Origin of the sequence: Neorhizobium huautlense (genome assembly GCF_002968575.1) — a bacterium.
GTDB lineage: Bacteria > Pseudomonadota > Alphaproteobacteria > Rhizobiales > Rhizobiaceae > Neorhizobium > Neorhizobium huautlense.
The window spans coordinates 20977-40641 of record NZ_PVBM01000030.1 but is presented as its reverse complement, the minus strand read 5'-3'; the positions used below and the strand labels follow the sequence as shown (position 1 = coordinate 40641).

General features: G+C 60.6%; 18 protein-coding genes and 1 tRNA gene. 9 read left to right on the top strand and 10 right to left on the bottom strand.

Features of this window, described 5'->3' with window-relative positions; translation table 11 throughout:
* Positions 1 to 21 precede the first annotated feature (21 nt).
* Positions 22 to 858, top strand: a complete 837-nt coding sequence (locus C5L12_RS24015; protein WP_105374580.1) for a PhzF family phenazine biosynthesis protein — start codon at positions 22 to 24, stop codon at positions 856 to 858.
* A 115-nt stretch (positions 859 to 973) separates the two neighbouring features.
* Here the strand turns inward: C5L12_RS24015 and C5L12_RS24010 are convergent, their stop codons facing one another.
* Positions 974 to 1531, bottom strand: coding sequence for a DUF2087 domain-containing protein (locus tag C5L12_RS24010; RefSeq protein WP_105374579.1), 558 nt, complete (start codon positions 1529 to 1531; stop codon positions 974 to 976).
* Positions 1532 to 1807: 276 nt separating this feature from the next.
* Here C5L12_RS24010 and C5L12_RS24005 point away from each other — a divergent pair, with 276 nt between their 5' ends.
* Complete coding sequence (locus C5L12_RS24005; RefSeq protein ID WP_105374578.1) at positions 1808 to 2836, top strand: CorA family divalent cation transporter; 1029 nt, start codon at positions 1808 to 1810, stop codon at positions 2834 to 2836.
* Between the two features lie 48 nt (positions 2837 to 2884).
* On the opposite strand, the gene C5L12_RS24000 is transcribed toward C5L12_RS24005, so the two are convergent.
* A complete protein-coding gene (locus C5L12_RS24000) occupies positions 2885 to 3853 on the bottom strand; it encodes a LysR family transcriptional regulator (protein WP_105374577.1) in 969 nt (322 codons plus the stop codon).
* Between the two features lie 134 nt (positions 3854 to 3987).
* Between C5L12_RS24000 and C5L12_RS23995 the strand changes: the two genes are divergently transcribed.
* The gene (locus C5L12_RS23995; protein ID WP_105374576.1) at positions 3988 to 4599 is read left to right on the top strand and encodes an FMN-dependent NADH-azoreductase; all 612 of its coding nucleotides are present in this window, start codon (positions 3988 to 3990) and stop codon (positions 4597 to 4599) included.
* On the opposite strand, the gene C5L12_RS23990 is transcribed toward C5L12_RS23995, so the two are convergent.
* From C5L12_RS23990 to C5L12_RS23980, 3 genes are all read right to left on the bottom strand, one after another.
* Positions 4596 to 5882: a GGDEF domain-containing protein gene (locus C5L12_RS23990; protein ID WP_105374575.1), complete on the bottom strand. Its 1287-nt coding sequence runs from the start codon at positions 5880 to 5882 to the stop codon at positions 4596 to 4598. The two genes, C5L12_RS23995 and C5L12_RS23990, sit on opposite strands and share 4 nt — an antisense overlap.
* An 85-nt stretch (positions 5883 to 5967) precedes the next feature.
* Positions 5968 to 9156 carry an ammonium transporter gene (gene amt / locus C5L12_RS23985; protein WP_245423011.1) on the bottom strand — a complete coding sequence of 1063 codons (3189 nt, stop codon included), beginning with the start codon at positions 9154 to 9156 and terminating at the stop codon, positions 5968 to 5970.
* A 130-nt stretch (positions 9157 to 9286) separates the two neighbouring features.
* A complete protein-coding gene (locus tag C5L12_RS23980; RefSeq protein ID WP_105374574.1) occupies positions 9287 to 9610 on the bottom strand; it encodes an HlyU family transcriptional regulator in 324 nt (107 codons plus the stop codon).
* A 110-nt stretch (positions 9611 to 9720) separates the two neighbouring features.
* Between C5L12_RS23980 and C5L12_RS23975 the strand changes: the two genes are divergently transcribed.
* Together C5L12_RS23975 and C5L12_RS23970 are read left to right on the top strand one after the other, a co-directional pair.
* Positions 9721 to 10740, top strand: a complete 1020-nt coding sequence (locus tag C5L12_RS23975; RefSeq protein WP_105374573.1) for a glycerophosphodiester phosphodiesterase family protein — start codon at positions 9721 to 9723, stop codon at positions 10738 to 10740.
* 49 nt (positions 10741 to 10789) lie between these two features.
* Positions 10790 to 11788 carry an alpha/beta hydrolase gene (locus C5L12_RS23970; RefSeq protein ID WP_105374572.1) on the top strand — a complete coding sequence of 333 codons (999 nt, stop codon included), beginning with the start codon at positions 10790 to 10792 and terminating at the stop codon, positions 11786 to 11788.
* Here the strand turns inward: C5L12_RS23970 and ilvA are convergent.
* Entirely contained in the window at positions 11781 to 13055 is a 1275-nt protein-coding gene (gene ilvA / locus C5L12_RS23965; RefSeq protein ID WP_105374571.1) for a threonine ammonia-lyase, read from the bottom strand. The two genes, C5L12_RS23970 and ilvA, sit on opposite strands and share 8 nt — an antisense overlap.
* A gap of 93 nt (positions 13056 to 13148) precedes the next feature.
* On the opposite strand from ilvA, the gene C5L12_RS23960 reads away from it, so the two are divergent.
* Positions 13149 to 14603, top strand: a complete 1455-nt coding sequence (locus C5L12_RS23960; protein ID WP_105374570.1) for a TrkH family potassium uptake protein — start codon at positions 13149 to 13151, stop codon at positions 14601 to 14603.
* Here the strand turns inward: C5L12_RS23960 and C5L12_RS23955 are convergent.
* Together C5L12_RS23955 and C5L12_RS23950 are read right to left on the bottom strand one after the other, a co-directional pair.
* Positions 14600 to 15247, bottom strand: coding sequence for a metallophosphoesterase family protein (locus tag C5L12_RS23955; RefSeq protein ID WP_105374569.1), 648 nt, complete (start codon positions 15245 to 15247; stop codon positions 14600 to 14602). The two genes, C5L12_RS23960 and C5L12_RS23955, sit on opposite strands and share 4 nt — an antisense overlap.
* A 55-nt stretch (positions 15248 to 15302) precedes the next feature.
* Positions 15303 to 15387: transfer RNA gene (locus C5L12_RS23950), tRNA-Leu, on the bottom strand.
* Between the two features lie 161 nt (positions 15388 to 15548).
* Between C5L12_RS23950 and C5L12_RS23945 the strand changes: the two genes are divergently transcribed.
* Positions 15549 to 15920, top strand: coding sequence for a hypothetical protein (locus C5L12_RS23945; RefSeq protein ID WP_245423009.1), 372 nt, complete (start codon positions 15549 to 15551; stop codon positions 15918 to 15920).
* A 163-nt stretch (positions 15921 to 16083) separates the two neighbouring features.
* On the opposite strand, the gene C5L12_RS23940 is transcribed toward C5L12_RS23945, so the two are convergent.
* On the bottom strand, positions 16084 to 16842 hold the full coding sequence (locus tag C5L12_RS23940; RefSeq protein ID WP_105374568.1) for a TylF/MycF/NovP-related O-methyltransferase: 759 nt from the start codon (positions 16840 to 16842) through the stop codon (positions 16084 to 16086).
* A 212-nt stretch (positions 16843 to 17054) separates the two neighbouring features.
* Positions 17055 to 17654: an NAD(P)H:quinone oxidoreductase type IV gene (wrbA, locus tag C5L12_RS23935; protein WP_105374595.1), complete on the bottom strand. Its 600-nt coding sequence runs from the start codon at positions 17652 to 17654 to the stop codon at positions 17055 to 17057.
* A 249-nt stretch (positions 17655 to 17903) separates the two neighbouring features.
* Here wrbA and C5L12_RS23930 point away from each other — a divergent pair, with 249 nt between their 5' ends.
* A complete protein-coding gene (locus tag C5L12_RS23930) occupies positions 17904 to 18683 on the top strand; it encodes a competence/damage-inducible protein A (protein ID WP_105374567.1) in 780 nt (259 codons plus the stop codon).
* A gap of 111 nt (positions 18684 to 18794) precedes the next feature.
* The gene (locus C5L12_RS23925; RefSeq protein WP_105374566.1) at positions 18795 to 19634 is read left to right on the top strand and encodes a universal stress protein; all 840 of its coding nucleotides are present in this window, start codon (positions 18795 to 18797) and stop codon (positions 19632 to 19634) included.
* The last annotated feature ends 31 nt before the right edge of the window (positions 19635 to 19665 follow it).

The window sequence follows — 19665 nt, the reverse complement described above, 5'->3', positions numbered from 1 at the left end:
AGGCAATCAACAGGAACGCTGATGCCCCGATTTTCATTCCAGCAGGTCGATGTCTTTTCCAGCCGGCCGATGCGTGGCAATCCGCTTGCCGTGGTCGTCGGGGCCGACGATCTTTCCGACGAGCAAATGCAGGCTTTCGCCAATTGGACCAACCTAAGCGAAACGACATTCCTGATGGAGCCAAGCAAGGCCGGGGCGGATTACCGGGTGCGGATTTTCACGCCAATTCAGGAACTGCCGTTTGCCGGGCATCCGACGCTCGGCAGTTGCCATGTCTGGCTGGCGCATTCGGGCAAGTCACCATCCGGGTACATCGTCCAGGAATGCGGCGCGGGCCTCGTGCGTATTCGCCGTGACGGCACTCGCCTCTCTTTCGCGGCCCCACCCTTGAACCGGAGCGGGCCGGTCGATCCGACCCTGATTGACCGCATCGCTCACGGCCTTGGCATTCCGGCAACCCTGATCGAAGACGCGAACTGGATCGACAACGGTCCCGACTGGATCGGACTTCTGTTGCCAAGCCGCAGAGACGTACTGGCCGTTCGGCCGGACTACAGTCTGCTGAAGGGACTTCGCGTCGGCGTCATAGGCCGCTTTGACCCCGAACAGGACGGAGCCGACGCCATGTTCGAAGTGCGCGCCTTCAGCAACCGCGGTACGGAAGATCCCGTGACAGGCAGCCTGAACGCCGGCTTCGCCCAGTGGCTGATCGGCGCCGGCATCGCGCCGTCCGACTATATCGCGGCCCAGGGCACGGTGCTCGGCCGCGCCGGACGCGTGCATGTGCGGCAGGAAAGTTCCGACATCTGGATCGGCGGCGAGGTCACATCCTGCATTCAGGGCTCGGTCGAGCTCTGACGACGAGTATCGGGGCTTCAGCCGGGAAGGCTGAAGCCCCCGTGCTCATCTCTTCAGGAGGGGCGAACCAGGCCAAGTGTTCACCACTCTCGATGTAGCATATCGGAGAAACCGCTCAGGCCGCCTCGGCTTTTTGGCCGATCCGCTGAAGCAACAGCTTCAGCTCCGGCACCGGCTTCTGCTCGATGCGGCGGTATTCGCGGCCATCGCGGGTCCGCTGGACTAGTCCGGAATCGAAGAGATCGCGGCGCAGCATGGCGGCATCGCCGAAGAGATGCAGGCTGTTGAGAAATTCGCTGATCTGTCGTTCGGTAAAGTCCCGGCCGGGCGGTATCTTCGACCACAGGTACCAGAGGCAGAGTTCCTGCAGCCCCCGCCTCCCCGGCCAACGGATGAGTTGCCCTGCCTCGTCGAAATGCCGCGCGGTCTTCAATACGCGCCCTTCGTCAGGCGCAGGCCTGTCGTCCAATGTCGGGCGCCATTGCTCGATGACGTCGGCGGTAAGCGTTACCGCGCGGAAATGCTGATAGTTGCGGAAGCCGGCGGCGCGGGTCAGCAGGTTGAGCATCTCCACGTGGCTCGGTCTCTGGTCGAGTTTGTCGAGCTGCTCACGGATGGATTTGGCAAATGCCGAAAGGTCGGCGATTTGCATCGGAAAGATGGATCTCGGCATGTCTTATCCTTCAACGTGCCGTCTCTTCAAAAGCTGTCGCTGGTCGCCGGCTTGTCGACTTCGGCACGGGATAAGTGCTGATCATCTTTAAGGTTGGCAGGTTTAGCTTCCCTTGCGGGACGGCAACGCCTCGGTGAACTGCAGACCGTGGCTCCGTTATAGCAGAGCCTGGAAGCCCGTCAATTCGCTCAGGCCGACGAGGACGGCTCCGCCTCTTCGTTCGTGTCATATTTGCTGATAGAATCGCCGAAAGCCGCGCATGGGAGGAACAGGCTGATGCTGGAACACGTGAAGACGGGCGCGAGCTATGGAGAAGAACCCGGGCTGCGCTTCGCGATCATGCTCGACGGTCACGGCGGCTGCAGGACGCTGAACATCGCCCAGGCCTGCACCTGGAAACCGGAGGACGGCATCATCTGGCTGCATTTCGAGCGCGACCATCCCGCGGCGGCGGAATGGATAAACACGAAAGGCGGGTTCGACCCGCTGGTGGCCGAAGCGCTTCTTGCGGAAGATTCACGCCCGCGCGTGGAGCCGGTGGATGACGGTCTTCTGATCATCCTCAGAGGTGTCTGCGCATCTCCACCGGAAGAAGCCCAGGAGCCTGCTCCTGACATCGATCTCGTACCGCTGCATATCTGGGTCGACGAGCACCGTCTCGTATCCCTGCGGGACAGCGGCCATTACATCACGGCCTTGCGGGACATCCGCAAGGCGCTGGAAAACGGCAAAGGGCCGCGCCAGGCCGGGGAGCTTCTTGCGCTTGTCAGCGAGAAGCTGGTCCGCGACCTGGAACCCGTACTGGACGGTATGGATGAGGAGGTCGACGAACTTGACGACCTGATCTTCCAGGGCGAAGCGGGCGAGGTCCGCCAGAGGCTGAAGCTGCTGCGCCGCCGCTCCGTGCAGTTGCGCCGTTACCTGTCGCCGCAACGCGACGCGCTCAATCGCATAGAACACGACGATGCGCCCTGGTTGACGGAGCGGGAGAAGCTCCGCTTTCGCGAGGTGATCGACAAGCTGATGCGGTTCATCGAATATCTTGATGCGATCCGCGACCGCACCAGCATTCTGCATGACGACCTGTCGACCGTGATCGGCGAGCGTATTGCACGCAGCTCCAACCGCCTCGCGGCATTGGCAGCACTTCTCCTTCCACCGAGCGTCGTCGCCGGTCTCTTCGGCATGAATGTCGGCGGTATTCCCGGTGTCAACGACACCTGGGCGTTCCTGATCATCGTCGTCTTCATTGCAGCCATCTCCGCGGGCACCCTATGGCTGCTGAAGCGCATCGAATGGCTTTGAACCTGCCGCAGACTTGATATCCCATCTCCCGTCGGCCTGTTTAGCGACCTATTCCGCCGCGTCCTGCATTTCGTGCGGCGCGTCCAGACCCAACATGTCCGATAGTTCCTCATGACTCGGGCACGAGGAAAGCCGACGCTGGAAGGTGTCGATCAACCACTGACCCGCAGGCCCCGGCGGATTGGAAGCCTTGCGCATCGCATAGAGCGGGTACTCCCCCTGCTCGTATGCATCGAGCTTCAGCGCAACCAGTCTGCCATCCAGGATATCCCTGGCAACAACGGAGGCGGGCAAGCCGCCCCAGCCGAGACCGCCCCTGATGAGCTGATGCTTGGTCGCAATATCGCTGACCCGCCAGGTCTTGTAGGAAAGCACATTGAAGTCGCGGCCCTTGGTCAGTTCCGACGCGTCGGTGACGACCAACTGTATTTCCTCCCGCACATCGGACACCGTCAGCGGCCGGTTCAGCCTTGCCAGCGGATGGTCGGGCGATGCGACCGGGATCAGGAAGGAATAGCCGATCTTCTCTGCGATGATCGTGTCGTCATGCCTGAGAAGCGCACCACCCAGCCCGATATCGGCGCGACCGCTCATCACCATATCCATGACCATGCCGAGTTCGCCGACATTCAGGTTGAGTGCGACGCTCGGAAACCGCTCGCGGAACTCGCGCAATTCGCTTACCACGGCGTCGGAGGGCACCATGACACTGATCGCCAGCGAGACTTCAGCTTCAAGCCCCTGCTTCATGCTCTTGGCGCGCGCCCGCATGACCTGAAGGTCGGCCACAATACGCCGCGCGTCAGTCAGCATCGCCCTGCCCGCATCCGTCAACTTCGGTTGGCGGGCACCACTTCGTTCGAAAAGCGGCATCTCCAGCTGAGCCTCGAGGTTGGCGATCGTATAACTCACCACCGATTGGGCGCGGTTCAGCGCCCGCGACGCCGCCGAAAAGCTTCCGGTTTCGGCAACCGTCAGAAAGACCTGCAATTGGTCTAGGGTAGGATTGGCATCCATGTCATCATCCAAATCTTCGATAGATAGCTTCGATATTATCTCCGTTTTATCGATAGCCGTCCACGCCTATCTTCTGCGTCGAGAACGAGATCCACCTCGAAAACAGACCTCCCAGAGCAGTAAGGAATGCCCCCATGACCATTCTCCTCGTCACCTCCAGCCCGCGCGCCGAGTCGCTTTCCACCAAGATCGCCTCGGAATTCGTTGAGAAGCTGCAGGCCCGCAAGCCGAACGAGTCCGTCATTCATCGCGACCTCGGCACCGCCCCCATTCCGCACCTCGATATCGTCTCGACGGCCGCAATCCGCAAGGCTCCGCAGGACCGCACGCCGGAAGAGGCTGCCGCTGCCGAGTACTCCGACAAGCTTGTCGCCGAGCTGCTCGCGGCCGACACCGTCGTGCTCGCCACCGGCCTCATCAACTTCAATATCTATTCGACGCTGAAATCCTGGATCGACAATGTCGCCCGCGCCGGCCAGACCTTCCGTTATACGGAAAGCGGCCCGATCGGCCTCGCCACCGGCAAGAAGGTCTATATCGTCCTCTCCGCCGCCGGCGTCTATTCCGAAGGTCCTGCCGCGGGCATGAACCACGCGGTACCCTACCTGAAGACAGTTCTGGGCTTCATGGGGATGACCGACATCGAAGTCATCTATGTGGAAGGCACGGCATTCGGTCCGGAAGCCTTCGACAAGGCCATTTCCGACGCCACCGCGAAGACTTCGGAGCTCGCTCTCGCGGCCTAAGCCTCCGTTCCCGCCTCCGACGAGGCGAGCCTGCCGAGACGGCCGTGAACGTTGTTCCGGCCGTCATTTTTTGCCCTGTAGAGCCGCTCGTCCGCGCAGGACAGAAGCGCCTCGAGAATGAAACCGTCTTCAGGTGCCGTAGCGACCCCAAAGGATGCGGTTACCGGTTGTCCGTCCGGCCGCTTCACCATTCGGCCGATTTCGATACGCAGGCGGTCGGCAAGCATCAGGGCGCCGTTATGATCGGTATCCGGAAGGATCAGCACGAATTCTTCACCGCCGAAGCGAGACAGGTGGTCGGTCGGCCGCGAGCCGATCTGCAGCCGGCCCGCCACGTCCTTCAGGATTTCGTCCCCCTTCAAGTGGCCAAAGCGGTCATTCACGTCCTTGAACCTGTCGACGTCGACAATCACGAGGCTCAGCGCCCGGCCGGCGTCAAGGCAATTGCGGATCAGCCGCGGCGCATCCGCCTCCAGGCGGCTACGGTCCAGGACGCCGGTCAATCCATCGACTCCGCTCTTGGCGAGCAGCGCCTGATAACGCTCGCGGAAGGTCAGGTCATTGAAGATATCGGAGATCTCCCGTGTCGCCCGGGCCGGCCGCGGTTTCTGGTCGATCTTGAGGTAGATCGCAAAAAGCAGGGAATAGACGACCACCGCAACGAGCTTGGCGTACCAGCCTCCGAGGAGGACGGAGAGAGGCGCATCGAAAAGCATGTTGAGGGCTGCGTAGAAGCCGAATTGGTCGAATGTCAGAACGGCCGCACCGCTGACGGCGAACCTGAGAACGACGGAGTTGCGGAAGAGACGTCCCAGCCGCTCATAAAGCAGGATGATGCCGATCGCATCGAGATAAAGCAGGCCAGTGCCCCACACCATCAGCCACCCCATCTCGTTCAGAAAGCCGACATCGACGGCCCGGCCGGCTGGCAGGGTGGTGACGTCATGAAGCTGCACGAACTGGGCTATGCCGACCGTCAGGAGATTTCCCAGAAAGAGCCCGTAGATCGGCTGGCGCACGACTGCTGCGTCCTCCTTCAGGTAAAGGAGCAGGATCATCATCAACTTGCCGGCAAAGAAGATCGAGGAGCCAGGGGAAACGGTTCCGAAGGGAAGCTCGACATAAAAGACCGCTGCGAGGTAGGTCTCCATGAAGTGCATGACGCCGAGTGCCGTCAAAAAGACCCCGAGGCCAAGCACGCGCCGGAAATGAAGAAAGGCGGTCATCAGGGTGAAGTAGATGACCGCTTCCAGCAGGAACAATGCGAGATTGAAAACTTGCATCTTCGACCTGTATCAACCCCTGCAGATCTGAAGCCGTCGCAACGGCTGCTTTTCCCGAATGCGCCGCCCTAACCGGATTAGGTGGTTACGCATGATGAAGCAATAACGGCTTAAACGTTTCAGCCTCAAAAGCTCCGAAATCCTCGATCTGGGGCAACTTTTTCGGCATGTTGCGCAACTGGAGGGCAACGGCCGGATCAACTTCCCGAGCAATCGTCTTCATGCTCGCGGGCCTGCCAAGGAGATAGCCCTGCAGTTCGTCGCAGCCCGCATAAGCGAGGAAGAGCGCCTCCTCCATCGTCTCGACGCCTTCCGCGACAATCTTCATGCCGAGACCTGCACCGAGATCGATGATGGTCCGCACGATGACCTGAGCGCTGGTGACGGCCGCAAGATTGCTGACGAAGCTGCGGTCTATCTTGATCGTGTCGAAAGGATACCGGCTGAGATAGCTGAGAGACGAATAACCGGTGCCGAAATCGTCGAGCGCGATATGGAAACCAATCTGCTTTAGCTCGTTGAGGATTTCGACGGCGCGTCTGTCGTCTTCGATGAGAACGCTTTCGGTGATCTCGAGTTCGATGCGCCGTGGATCGGCTGCAGTCTGGTTCAGAAGTTCGGTGAGATCCGTAACGAAATTCGCATGCCGGAATTGCAGCGGGCTGACATTCACGCTGATATGGCCCTTGACGTGATCGAGCAGGCGGCAGGCCTCGGCGAGCACCCATCCACCCAACTGGATGATCTTGCCGGAAGCCTCGGCGACCGGGATGAAGTCGCCGGGGCTGATCATCCCCCGTTTGGGGTGATGCCAGCGCAGCAGTGCCTCGTAGCCCGTTATATCGCCTGAAGCTGCCTGAACACGCGGCTGCAGATACAGTTCGAACTCGCGGTGCTGCAGGGCAAGATCAAGGTCGGCTTCCAGCGCACGCCGCTTTTCGATCAGCTCGTTCATGCCGGGCTTGAAGATGTGGCATGCATTCCGGCCGGCATTTTTCGCGTGGTAGAGCGCAACGTCTGCGCAACCGATCAAAGCATCCATGTCGTGTGCATGCACGGGGCAGAGCGCACAGCCGATACTCACGCTGATGGCGACCTCCTCTCCATAGCCGATTTTGACGGGGGCGGCCGTTGCGGCAAGCAGTTGATTGCCGAATTGTTCCATTTCATTTTCGGCCGGCACGTCTGCCAGGATGACGGCGAACTCGTCGCCGCCCAGGCGAGCGACCACGGCTTCCGGCCCGGCCTGGTTGGAAAGACGCGCTGCCATTTCGCGAATGACCGCGTCTCCCGCCTGATGCCCATGAATGTCGTTGATGTCCTTGAAACGGTCGATATCGACCATGAAGACGGCGCAACCGGCGCCCTCACCTGCCCACTCTACCAGATCGGCAAGCCGTTCGGAGAAAAGGACGCGGTTGGGCAAGCCGGTCAACGGATCGTGGAGCGCGAGATGCCGCATGCGCCTCTCGGCCTCTTTCCGTTCGCGCAGGTCGACGAGGCAGCCGACCCGCACCGTTTCGCCGCGATAGCGCATGTAACGCCCGCGCGCCTGTACCGGTATCTCCTCGCCGCTTGCGAGCCTCAGCCGGATTTCGTAGGAGCGCCCGTCATCCTTCTCCATCATCATCTGGATGAGGCGCCTGTCGCCCTCGTTCAGGAAGTCAAAGATCGGCCGGCCCACCAGATCTGCGATGGGAGAGCCAACAAGCTTGGCAAGCTGGTCGTTGCCGTCGACGATCAGACCATCCCTGTGCATGACGATGGCCTCGAAGGTGGCGTTGGCGATTGCGGCGACGCGCTCTGCCTCCTCGTGGTCCCGCTTGAGCTCCATCAGCTCGCCGCGGTTGCGCTCCTCTTCCTCGATATTGTCCATCAGACGGTTGAAAAGGCCCGTCAGCTTTTCCGCCTCGTCGCCTTTCACGACCGGCAGACGCTTGGTTAGGTCGGCATTGCCCTCCAGCAGATCACTGATCGCCTCCTCCACATGTCCCACCCCCAGACGTGTGGCATGTTCGGCAATGTTAAGCCCGTCCTCCTCATCCGTTCGAGTGACCCGGATGCGCATCGTCCGGTCGGCAAACCAGAAGAAGGCATAGCCGATCCCGAACGACCAGTAGAAATTCAGGCCGACACCGACAAGTTGCACATGGAGTTGCGCCAACCTGCTGCCGGCCGGCAATTGATCCACCGGAGCCAGAAAGACAAGAAGCAGCGTCCCCGCCACGCCGGCAAACGCATGGACGCCGATCGCCCCGACGGCATCATCGATCCTGAGCTTGTTTTCGATAAAGGCATTGCCGAGGATTGCCACCGCGCCGCCCGCCGCGCCGATCATCAGGGCGCTTGCGGGGTCGAGGATGTGACAGCCAGCCGTCACCGCCACCAGCCCGCCGAGCAGGCCGGAATTCGACTTCTCCGGCAGAATGACGCCGTCCTGGTAAAAGCCGATCACATAGCCGACGCAGGCTCCCATAGCGCCCGCCAGAACGGTATTCATGATGATCGGCGCGACATCTTGCGAAGCGGCAAGCGTCGAGCCGCCATTGAAGCCGATCCACCCGATGAAGAGCAGCAATGCCCCGGTCGTAGACAGAACCGGGCTATGGCCGGTGATGCGGGTCACGGACCCATCCGCATTGAACTTGCCGATCCGCGGACCGATCACCAGGCAGGCGGCGAGCGCCACCCAGCCGCCGGTCGAGTGCACGACCGTGGAACCCGCAAAATCGACGAAGCCCATTGCCGTCAGGAAGGCGGAAGGATTGGGAAACAGCGCCGTTCCCCAGGCCCAGTGAACGAAGACCGGATAGATCAGGCCGGACATCAGAAGAGAGCCGAAGACATAGGCCGAAAGCTTCATCCGCTCCGCGACCGCGCCGGAAACGATCGTCGCCGCGGTGCCGCAGAACATGACCTGGAAGACGAAGAACGCCGCCTTCCCGGAATCCAGCTCCCGCAGGAAATAGAACTCGCTCTGCATGCCGAAAACGAAGCCGTCCGAGCGTCCGAAAGCGATCATGAAGCCGACAGCGGCGAATGCGACGACGCCGAAGACGAAATCGAGGAGATTCTTCTGCGCCACGTTGATCGAATTCTTCGATCGGACCATACCGGCTTCGAGCAGAAGGAAACCCACCTGCATCATCATGACGAGAGCGGCGGCGACCAGAATCCAGGTGAGGTCGAGCGAAGATGCCTGCGATATCCCGTCGTCAGCAAAGACCATGTCTGGAGCAAAACAGGCAATGAGCCCGCAGCTGCCGATACGCACCAAATATGAACGGGGAAACCGCATCAAAAAACGACCGCAGCAAAGGACAATCTGAACAGATGTCCAACCTACCGCAAAATCGTTTAATTTTATCTGATTGTGTATCCGCTTTCCCGCGGCCGCATGCCCGTCAGGCCGAGCGTGACTTCTCGCCATCGGCAAACAAAGAAGCACCGTTCTGGTCGATGATCTGCTGCGCCTTTTTGATCGTGTACTCGACGGCATCATCCATCGACGTGAAGACGTCCGCGCGAACGAAGGTCCGGACCAGAACCTCGCCACCCATATCCTTTTCGATCCGTCCCGCCAATCTGAACTGCGAACCTTCGCGGATCGGGGCCGGATGGATCATGCAGCCGTTGTGCTCCACCGGCTTGGCAGCCGGAGCGGACGGTTCGGCGGACTTTCCGCCGCCGGAGAAGATCGAGAGGATATTGGATAGAAACGAAGCCATGGCGGCTGCCTATCACATTCCTCCGGGCGCAGGAAGCGGCCCATCTCGGAAATGTCGCAATCGAATCTGAACAAGGCTCATATCCACCGCATCGAGTCGGAGTGAGCTTCATGAAATGGAAAATCGCCGCTGCCGCGCCGATCGCGATTGCCGCCGCACTCTGGATCGGAAACACCTCGCTCTTTTCGAGCTTTCCGCAGGATGCTCCGCTGCGCATCATCGCCCACCGCGGGCAACATCAGCTGTTCGAATCGAGCAATCTGCAGAACGACACCTGCACGGCTAGCCTGATGTTGCCTCCCACCCATGAGTTTCTCGAAAACACCCTGCCGAGCATGAAGGCAGCCTTCGATGCCGGTGCCGATGTTGTCGAACTTGACGTTCACCTGACACCCGACAAGCAGTTCGCCGTCTTTCACGACTGGACACTCGACTGCCGGACCAATGGCAAAGGCATTACCGAGCAAACCCCGATGAGCGTGCTGAAGACGCTCGACATCGGCTACGGCTATACTGCCGACGGCGGCAGGACATTTCCGTTCCGCGGCAAGGGGAACGGCCTGATGCCGACCCTCCCCGAAGTCTTCCAGACTTTTCCTGACGGCCGCTTCCTCGTCAATTTCAAGAGCCGCCGCACCGAGGAAGGCGAAGCGCTGGCCGCCATGCTCGCAACGCAGCCCGCCTTTCGTGAGGCCACCTTCGGCGTCTATGGCGGCGACGAGCCGACGGAAAGAAGCATGGCGCTGGTGACGGGGCTGCCCGGCTATTCCGCCCGAACGGCAAAATCCTGCCTCGTCACCTATCTTGCCCTCGGCTGGAGCGGCCATGTGCCGGCAGCCTGCAGCAATGGTCTCGTGCCGGTGCCCGCCAACCTCGCCTTCCTGCTCTGGGGCTGGCCAGAACGCTTCTACAACCGCATGCGCGCTGCCGGATCGGATGTCGTGCTCCTCGGGGCCTTCGAAGCGGGCGACGCCGGCTCATCGGGCATCGATGACCGGGAGGCGTGGGACATGGTGCCGGACGGCTTTCCCGGCCTCGTCTGGACGAATGTGATCGAAAAAACGCGGGTCGAGGCGGATCGCCGCGGCTTCTGCGCCCTGCCCGCCAAGCCGAAAATCTGCGGAAAATAGACTTACCACCGTTGCAAAGCGCGCCTATCCTCCCGGCATGGAGGCGCGGATGGGAAGGAGTTTTCCGGCATGGCGAATGTTTGCTTGTGTCTTCGTTGTTCTGGCGATCACATCCGGAGCTCTGCTGATGGCCGAACCGCGCATGCCCGTTGAAGGCTTTCCAGCTTTTGACGATGCCCGTCTCGGCAGCGATATCGAGGCCTATCTGGCGACCGAGGAAAGCCGATTCCGCGACCTCCGGCCAGGCGCAGCCAAGCATATCCGCTGGGCCGATCCCGCAACAAAAGCAAAGACGCCCGTTGCCGTCGTCTATATCCACGGCTTTTCGGCGTCGGCCGAAGAGGTCCGTCCCCTGCCCGACCGCGTCGCGGCTGCGATCGGCGCCAACCTCTTCTTTACGCGTCTGACGGGGCATGGGCGAGATGGCGGGGCCATGGGCGAAGCGGCGCTGGAACACTGGTTTTCGGATTTTTCCGAAGCATTGGCCATCGGCGAAGCAATCGGCGAGCGGGTCATCGTCATCGCCACCTCCACCGGCGCTTCGCTGGCTACACTGGCACTTGCCGATCCGAAAGTCGGCCCCCGCGTCGCGGCCGCAGTCTTCCTGTCGCCGAATTATGGCATCAAAAGCTTCGGAGCCTTTCTGCTCACCACGCCGATCGCGCCGCAGCTTTCTCGATTGCTGCTCGGCTCCACTCGCAGCTTCACACCTCACAACGAAAAGCATGCGGCCCATTGGACGGTGGAATATCCGACCCGTGCACTCCTGCCGATGGCTGCGCTCGTGAAACTCTCGGTCAATGCCCCGATCGAGAAAATCGCGACACCTGCCCTGTTCCTCCATTCCTCGCTCGATCAGGTCGTCCGGCCGGACAAGGTGCGCGATATCGCCGGTCGCTGGGGCGGGCAGCAGGAGATCGTCGATGTCGGCAAAACCGGCGATCCCGGCAACCACGTGATCGCCGGCGATATTCTTTCACCGGCAACGACCGCACCGGTAGCCGAGCGGATCGTCATCTGGCTGAAGCAAACCCTCGGCCTCAGATGATGAGGCTTGCGAGAATGTCGTTCTCGGTTATGTCCTGATAACCCATGCCGGCGGCCTCGAACCGCTCCACCAACTGGTTGAAGTTCTCGGGCCTCTTGGTTTCGATGCCGATCAAGATGGAGCCGAAATTGCGGGCGGATTTCTTCAGGTATTCGAAGCGGGCGATATCGTCCTCGGGACCGAGAAGATTGAGGAAATCCCGCAGCGCGCCCGGGCGCTGGGCGAGCCTGAGGATGAAGTATTTCTTCAGGCCCGAGTACCGCATCGCCCGTTCCTTGACGTCGGGCAGACGCTCGAAATCGAAATTGCCGCCCGAAACGACGCAGATCACCGTCTTGCCGGCCAATGCGTCCGGCCCCAGCACCTCGAGGGCAGCGATCGACAGGGCCCCGGCCGGCTCCAGGACGACCCCCTCGACATTCAGCATGTCGATGATGGTAACGCAGATGGCATTTTCCGGCAGGAGCAGCACCTGATCGGGAGAAAAATGCTTCAGCGCTTCGAAGTTCAGGTCGCCGATCCGTGCAACCGCCGCGCCGTCGACAAAATTGTCGAGCTTGGCGAGCGTGACGGGCTGCCCCGCCTCCAGGCTCCGTTTCAGGCTTGGAGCTCCTGCCGGTTCGGTGAAGACGAAATTTTCAGGCCTGGTGCGGTCGGCAAGGTAGCCGGTCACGCCGGAAGAAAGCCCGCCGCCGCCGACCGGCAGGATGATAATGTCAGGCGCCACGCCCTCCGGCAACTGCTCGACGATCTCGGAGGCGACTGTCCCCTGCCCCTCGATGATGTCGGCGTCGTCAAAGGGGGGTACCATCACCCCGCCGATCTCATCCACATGCGCACGTGCGGCCGCATAGCACTGGTCGAAGATATCCCCGATCAGACGGATGGTGATGAACTCGCCGCCGAACATGCGGGTCTTGTCGATCTTCTGCTGCGGTGTCGTCACCGGCATGAAAACCACGCCCGGAACCTTGAAATGACGGCAGACGAATGCAAATCCCTGCGCATGATTGCCTGCAGACGCACAGACGAAGGTCTTGTTGCTCGCGCCAGCCGCGATGGCCTTGCGGAGGAAGTTGAACGCGCCGCGGATCTTGTAGGAGCGGACCGGGGAAAGGTCCTCGCGCTTCAGCCAGATGTCCGTGCCATAGCGCCGGCTCAGGTGCTCGTTCAATTGCAGCGGCGTTTCGGGGAAGATCTCCCGCATGGCCGCCTTGGCTTCGTCCACACCCGCCTTCGTCACGCCTGCCCTAGTCACATCGGCCATCCATTGAAATTCGAGATGGGCCTCGCTATGCCATAGGCTTGCGGCTGTGACAAAGCATCTTTCCGCGGCTCCGAAAACAGGGACAACCCTTTCTTGAACGCCAGCCTTTTCCGGTCCGTCATCTATGTGACTGCGCTTTGTGCGCTTTATCTGTCTATCGCCATGTTCCTGCCGGCGCTGGTCGATCTCTACTACGGGCACAGCGACTGGCAGGTGTTCGCGATGTCCGGCTTCATGGTCGGCGGTCTCGCGGCGGCGGCGGCGCTCGCCACCCGTGGCCCTCAACCGGCCTTCACCAAACGGCTCGGTTTCCTCTTGGTCAATGTCCTGTGGGTGATGTTTTCGCTGGTCGGCGCAATTCCGCTTTTTCTGGCCGAGCACGAACTGTCGTTTGCCCAGGCGGTCTTCGAATCCATATCCGGCATCACCACCACGGGCTCGACCGTCATCGTCGGCCTCGATGACATGCCGCCCGGAATCCTGCTCTGGCGGTCGCTGCTCTGCTGGTTCGGCGGCATCGGGATCGTCGCGCTCGGCCTTTTCGTCCTGCCCTTCCTGAAGGTCGGCGGCGCCTCGATCTTCAAGCTGGAATCTTCGGAAACCAACGACAAACCCTTCGCCCGGCTTGCCAGTTTCACCCGCGCCTTCCTGGTCGTTTATGTGCTTCTCACTCTCGCTTGCGCCGTTGCCTACGACATGGCGGGAATGACCCATTTCGATGCGCTGAACCACGCGATGACCACCATCGCGACGGCCGGCTTTTCCACGCATGACGCGTCCTTCGCCTATTTCCAGAGCACGCCCATATTGGTCATCGGCGGAACCTTTCTGACAATTTGCAGCCTGCCGTTTTCGGTGATTATCCTTCTTGCCATCAGGGGTCGTCTGGATGCGGCACGCGATCCGCAAATCCCTACCTTCCTCGGCTATCTGACGGCGATCTCCATTGCCGTCGCCGTCTATCATCACCTCAGGAACGGCGTCGAACTGGATGATGCTCTGATCCATGCCTTCTTCAACATGGCATCCATCCTGTCGACCGGCGGCTTTGCGAGCGACGATTATACACTCTGGGGGCCGTTCGTCGTGCTGGTCGCTTTCTTCGCGACATTCATGGGCGGTTGTTCCGGCTCGACTGCCGGCGGCATCAAGGCCTATCGATTCGTCGTGATGCTCAATGTCGCCCGGGCGGGCCTCAACAAGCTCATCTATCCGAATGCCATCTACCCGGTTCGCTATGGCGCGCTTACCGTGGATGCGGAAACCCAGCGCGGCGTGTTCCTGTTCGTCAGCCTCTATATCTTCCTCTGGGTCGTGGGCAGCATCGGCATGACACTGTTCGGTTACGATATTCTGACGGCCACCTCTTCGGTTATAACGGCCTTGTCGAATGTCGGTCCCGGCATCGGCCAGATCATCGGCCCCGTCGGCAATTTCTCCACCATCAGCGATCCCGCGCTTTATCTTCTCTCGCTGATGATGCTGCTCGGCCGCCTGGAAATCCTGACCATGCTCGTCCTGCTCACGCCCGTGTTCTGGCGCCACTAGGCCGGAACGCGAAGGAAACGGACAGGACCACCCGGCTCGTCGTCGTCGAACACGGCACAGGAGAGCGAATCGCCGAACACACAACCGCTGTCGATATTGGTGCGGTTGCCGACCGTCACCGGATTTCCCGGAAACGGCGTGTGCCCATGGCAGAGATGCCGCCCCCAGAAATCAGAGGTATAGTCGCTGGGATAGCGTCTCCAGATTAGATCGCGCTCGTTCTGCGCCTCGAGCGGAAGGGCCTTGTCCACGCCGGCATGCACGAAGATACGGCGCTCATCGACATGAATGAGCGGAAGCCCGGCGCACCATTGGATGACCTCCTCCGGAACGCTGCCGCCGAAGGATTCCAATGTTTCCCGCCCGCCGTTGTCGATCCAGAACGAGCCCTCATCGCCGCGGACGTGATGTGCGCGGACAAGCATGTCCTCATGGTTGCCCTTCAGCGGGGTCCAGCGCCAGCCACTCTTTTTCGGCCCAGCCATGACGAGGTCGACGACTTTTTTGATGTCCGGCCCACGATCGATATAGTCGCCGATGAAGACCACATGTCCGGATGACGCCTGCGCCTCGATATGGCCGAGCATCTCCTCAAGCTGCGCAAAGCAGCCGTGAATATCGCCGATGGCAAAGGTGTAACCCAAGGCTTGCTCCCTGGAGACGGATATAGAGGGCCAGATCTGATCGGAAATGGGCGTCTGGTGCGGACGACGGGGATCGAACCCGTATGACCGAAGTCGAGGGATTTTAAGTCCCTTGCGTCTACCAGTTTCGCCACGTCCGCGCGCCTTGCTTTTCAAGCAGATAGGAGATTCAGTCAAGCGGCGGAACGCAAAACATTATTATGCATTTCTGCATTTTAGTAACGCCGTGTCCGCCTCATTCGGCTCCCATTCATTTTGCGGCCGCTATGTTGCGGGCAGCAACACATCGAGGAGACGACAGATGAGGACGACCACAATACGATATCTCGGCATGCTCGCCGTGATCGCCACCACCTTGGGCGGGGCTTCCCAAGCCTTATCCCAGGGTTTCGAGCTCTATATCGATCGCGACGGCCCCCGCTATAACGACGACCGCTACCGTGAACGGCGGTATTACGACGAGGATTATCGGGACCGGCGGTACTACAGGCCACGATCCGAGCGTTCGGGATGCTCGGTGGGTGAAGCCATGCGAAAAGCGAGCCGCTACCTTGATGATCCGCAACCGGGAAAGACCTCGAACCGTTCCATCGAGATCCGGGGCTACGGAAGCAGAGGCGAGCGGAACCGGGTCATCTTTGCCAATCGGCCGGGCTGCCCACGCATCGGATAAGTGGCGAGGATCATGAAAACAAACCCTTCGGTCAGGAAGACCGAGGGGTTAGCTTCTAGAAATCTGTCTAAGACCGCCGGTTAGCACGCCTGATGTCGGGGATCGAGAAGAAATCATCCTGCCCGGCGAACTTCGCAATTTGGGGTGCTGCTGTCCGGACAACCTACTGCTTGACGATCAAGCCCTGGCCGGTCGGAAGCGTAAGGACCACTTGGCCGTGATCGGCCGCAAATGCGTTCCACATCCGATTCTGCTCTTCATGACTTTCGAAAGCGTAGTCATCGAGAACGATCGCGGCACCGGGAACGACGCGGTCCCAGACCCTCTCGATGCTTGCCTTCTCGTAGCTCGCGGCATTCAGATCCACAGAGAGATAAGCGATCCTGTCAATCGCCACGCCGTCAAGACTGGCGGGTAACGCCCCTCGGACGAGAACCGCGTTCGGAAACGGAGCGAAATTGCGCTTGGCTATCTCGAACACATCGAAATAAATGCCCCTGTTTCGCTGTTTGCGGAAATGCTCCTCATCCATCGTCATTTCGCCGGCCGGTATTCCTTCGAAGGTGTCGAAAAGCCAGAATTTCCGATCAATCGTGCCGAAGTCGAGATATCGGCACACCGTCATCGACAGAAGACCGGCGTTGACCCCGAATTCAACGAAGTCGCCTTCAAGCTTCAATGCCCGGGAAGCCGCCCAGCAACAGGTATGAGCCCGCCATCTGACATCCGGCACCCTTCCCCGCTTTTTCCAAGCTTCCCGATTTCCCTCCTCTGCAAACGCCCATGCCGCTGCAAAGCGGGGCTCGTCCTTGAAATCGGTATTCTTGTTGTAGGTACGAAATCCATCTGCGGCGTAACCCGGCAGTGTACTGTCCCCGCTGAGGAGATATTTTAGCCGGCGACGAAGCTCGCGTGCACGCATTGGATAGACAACCCCCACCTGAAATATCGAGGATACCTATCGCGAAGCTTTTCGATTTCAATCGACCGCGCTTGCTCCTTTATCGGCTGAAACGAAAGCACAGCCTCGACTCCATCTCGGGCAGTCCTTCGGCGGCCGGACCGCTTCGCCTGAAACGGGAAAAGCGCGGTGATCGCTCACCGCGCTTTTTTTTGTCGTTGTCTTCGCGCGAATCAGGCGGCGAGCTTGGCCGCCAGTTTTGCGACATGCGCGCCCTGATACTTGGCGCCTTCGAGTTCGATTGCCGACGGCTGGCGGGAGCCGTCGCCATCGGTGATGGTGCTCGCACCATAAGGCGAGCCGCCCTTGATCTCATCGACACCCATCTGTCCGGCAAATGCATAGGGCAGGCCTGCCACGGCCATGCCGTGGTGAAGCAGCGTCGGGATGAAGCCGAGGATGGTCGATTCCTGTCCACCGTGCTGGGTTGCGGAGGACGTGAAGACGGAGCCGAGCTTGCCGACAAGCTTGCCCTGTGCCCACAGACCGCCGGTCTGGTCCCAGAAATTGCGCATCTGCGACGTGACGGTCCCGAAACGGGTGCCGGAACCGACGATGATCGCGTCGTAATTTGCAAGTTCGTCGACAGTTGCGATCGGCGCTTCCTGGTCCATTTTGTAATAGGACGCCTTGGCGACATCTTCCGGCACGAGTTCGGGCACGCGCTTCACTGTCACCTCCGCGCCTGCGGACCTGGCACCCTCCGCAACGGCATAAGCCATCTTCTCGATATGGCCATATGCGGAATAGTAGAGGACGAGAACCTTCGGCATGATCTTCTCCAATTGCGTTATCTTCTGAACGGGGCCGGATCCGGCCGGAAACCAAGCCGACATGTAGCGGCTCCGGAAACCGGATGCCAACCCCCGTCGAGGCAACGCACTGTTCAGTATTCGGAGACGCTTTTTCCCTTGCGGGTCATAAATTCGTGACGGTCGGCATTTCTTTGTCGATCCCCCAACAATTTGCTTCTGCCTCGAAGATTTTGGGCTTAGGAGTTTTCGCACCTGCAGAGGAATGCCATGCCTGAAATTTCGTCCTCGATCGTTACCGCCGCCATGCTCGCCATCGGCGACGAACTGCTGTCCGGCCGCACCAAGGACAAGAATATCGGTCATCTTGCCGATCTGCTGACGCTCTCCGGCATCGACCTGAAGGAGGTACGAATCGTCGCCGATGAAGAGGGCGCGATTGTCGAAGCGCTGGATGCGCTGCGCAGCCGGTACGATTACGTCTTCACCTCGGGCGGCATCGGGCCGACCCATGACGACATCACCGCGGATGCGGTCTCGGCCGCGTTCGGCGTCCCCTGCATCCATGATCCCGCTGCGATGAAGCTGCTTGCCGAGATGTACGAACGGCGCGGAATGGAATTCACCGAGGCCCGCCAGCGCATGGCGCGCATGCCGCAGGGAGCAACGCACATTCCCAATCCGGTCTCCACAGCACCCGGCTTCGTCATCGGCAACGTCTATGTCATGGCCGGCGTGCCGCAGGTCTTCCAGGCCATGGTCGACAACGTATTGCCGATGTTGCGCACCGGCGCGAAAATGTTGTCCCGGGCCATTCCCTGCCCCTATGGCGAAGGCGATATCGGAACGCCTCTCGCCGCCGTGCAAAAGGCGCATCCGGAGACAAGCATCGGCTCCTACCCGAAATATGACGGGCAGCGCTTTTCGACAGAGATCGTCGTGCGCGCGCGTGAGCCGCAGGCCCTCGATGCCGCCTCTGAGGCCGTCTCGGCAATGATTGCCGCAATCCGGAAGGCGAAAATCCCGACCAACCCGACGGCGGACGCCTGATCCGATTTCTCTTCATCTTGCAGATGCTTGACCAAGGTCAATGAGGACACCACCTTATCAATAGAGACTGGTTCCAACGCACGGACACCAGCCGATGAGGAGGTAACCGCCATGGCCTACAAGACCATTCTCGCCGTTCTCGACACTCCGCAGAATGCTCCTCAGATAACGGGTTTTGCGATGGCTCTCGCCGAGCAGTTCTCGGCTCACATCATCGGCGTGCATGCCGAAACGCTCGCCGCGGTTCCCCTCATTGCTCCGATGGAAATTCCCGATCCCGCCGCCGTGCAGGTGTTGCAGGAAGTGGCGCAGAAGGAAACCGCCGAAGTTGAACGGATCTTCAAGGAGCGGACGGCGCGCGAGGGTCTGTCGACCGAATGCCGCAGTTTCATCTCGACCGCCGGCTACAGCTCCACCTCGGTTCTTGAAACGGCGCGCGCCGTCGATCTGATCGTCGCGAGCCAGAGCGATCCCGCTCATGCCGATCATCGCGCCGATCTGGAGACCTTCCTTTTCGAGAGCGGCCGGCCGATGCTGTTCGTACCCTATACGATAAACGAACCCCCACCGATCCGTCGCGTGCTGGTCGCCTGGAACGGCTCACGCGAGGCTGCGCGAGCGACCTTCGATTCGCTTCCTTTCCTGAAAGCGGCGGAGAGCGTCGAAATTCTGGTGATCGATCCGCCTGACCGCGGCCATCATACGCACGAACTCGCCGGAAGCCAGATCGCGGCCACGCTCGCCCGCCACGGGATCAACGTGACGCTGACGCAGGAAACCGGCGGCGGAACGCCCACGGCAGCCGCAATCGAAAATCGCCTGGCCGATAACAGCATCGACCTCCTCGTCATGGGCGGCTACGGGCATGCCCGCTGGTGGGAATTCCTGTTCGGCGGCGTCACGCGCAGTATGCTCGACTCGATGACGGCCCTGACGCTGCTGTCGCGCTGACAATCTTGCCTTCCGGGGTGGAATACCGCTA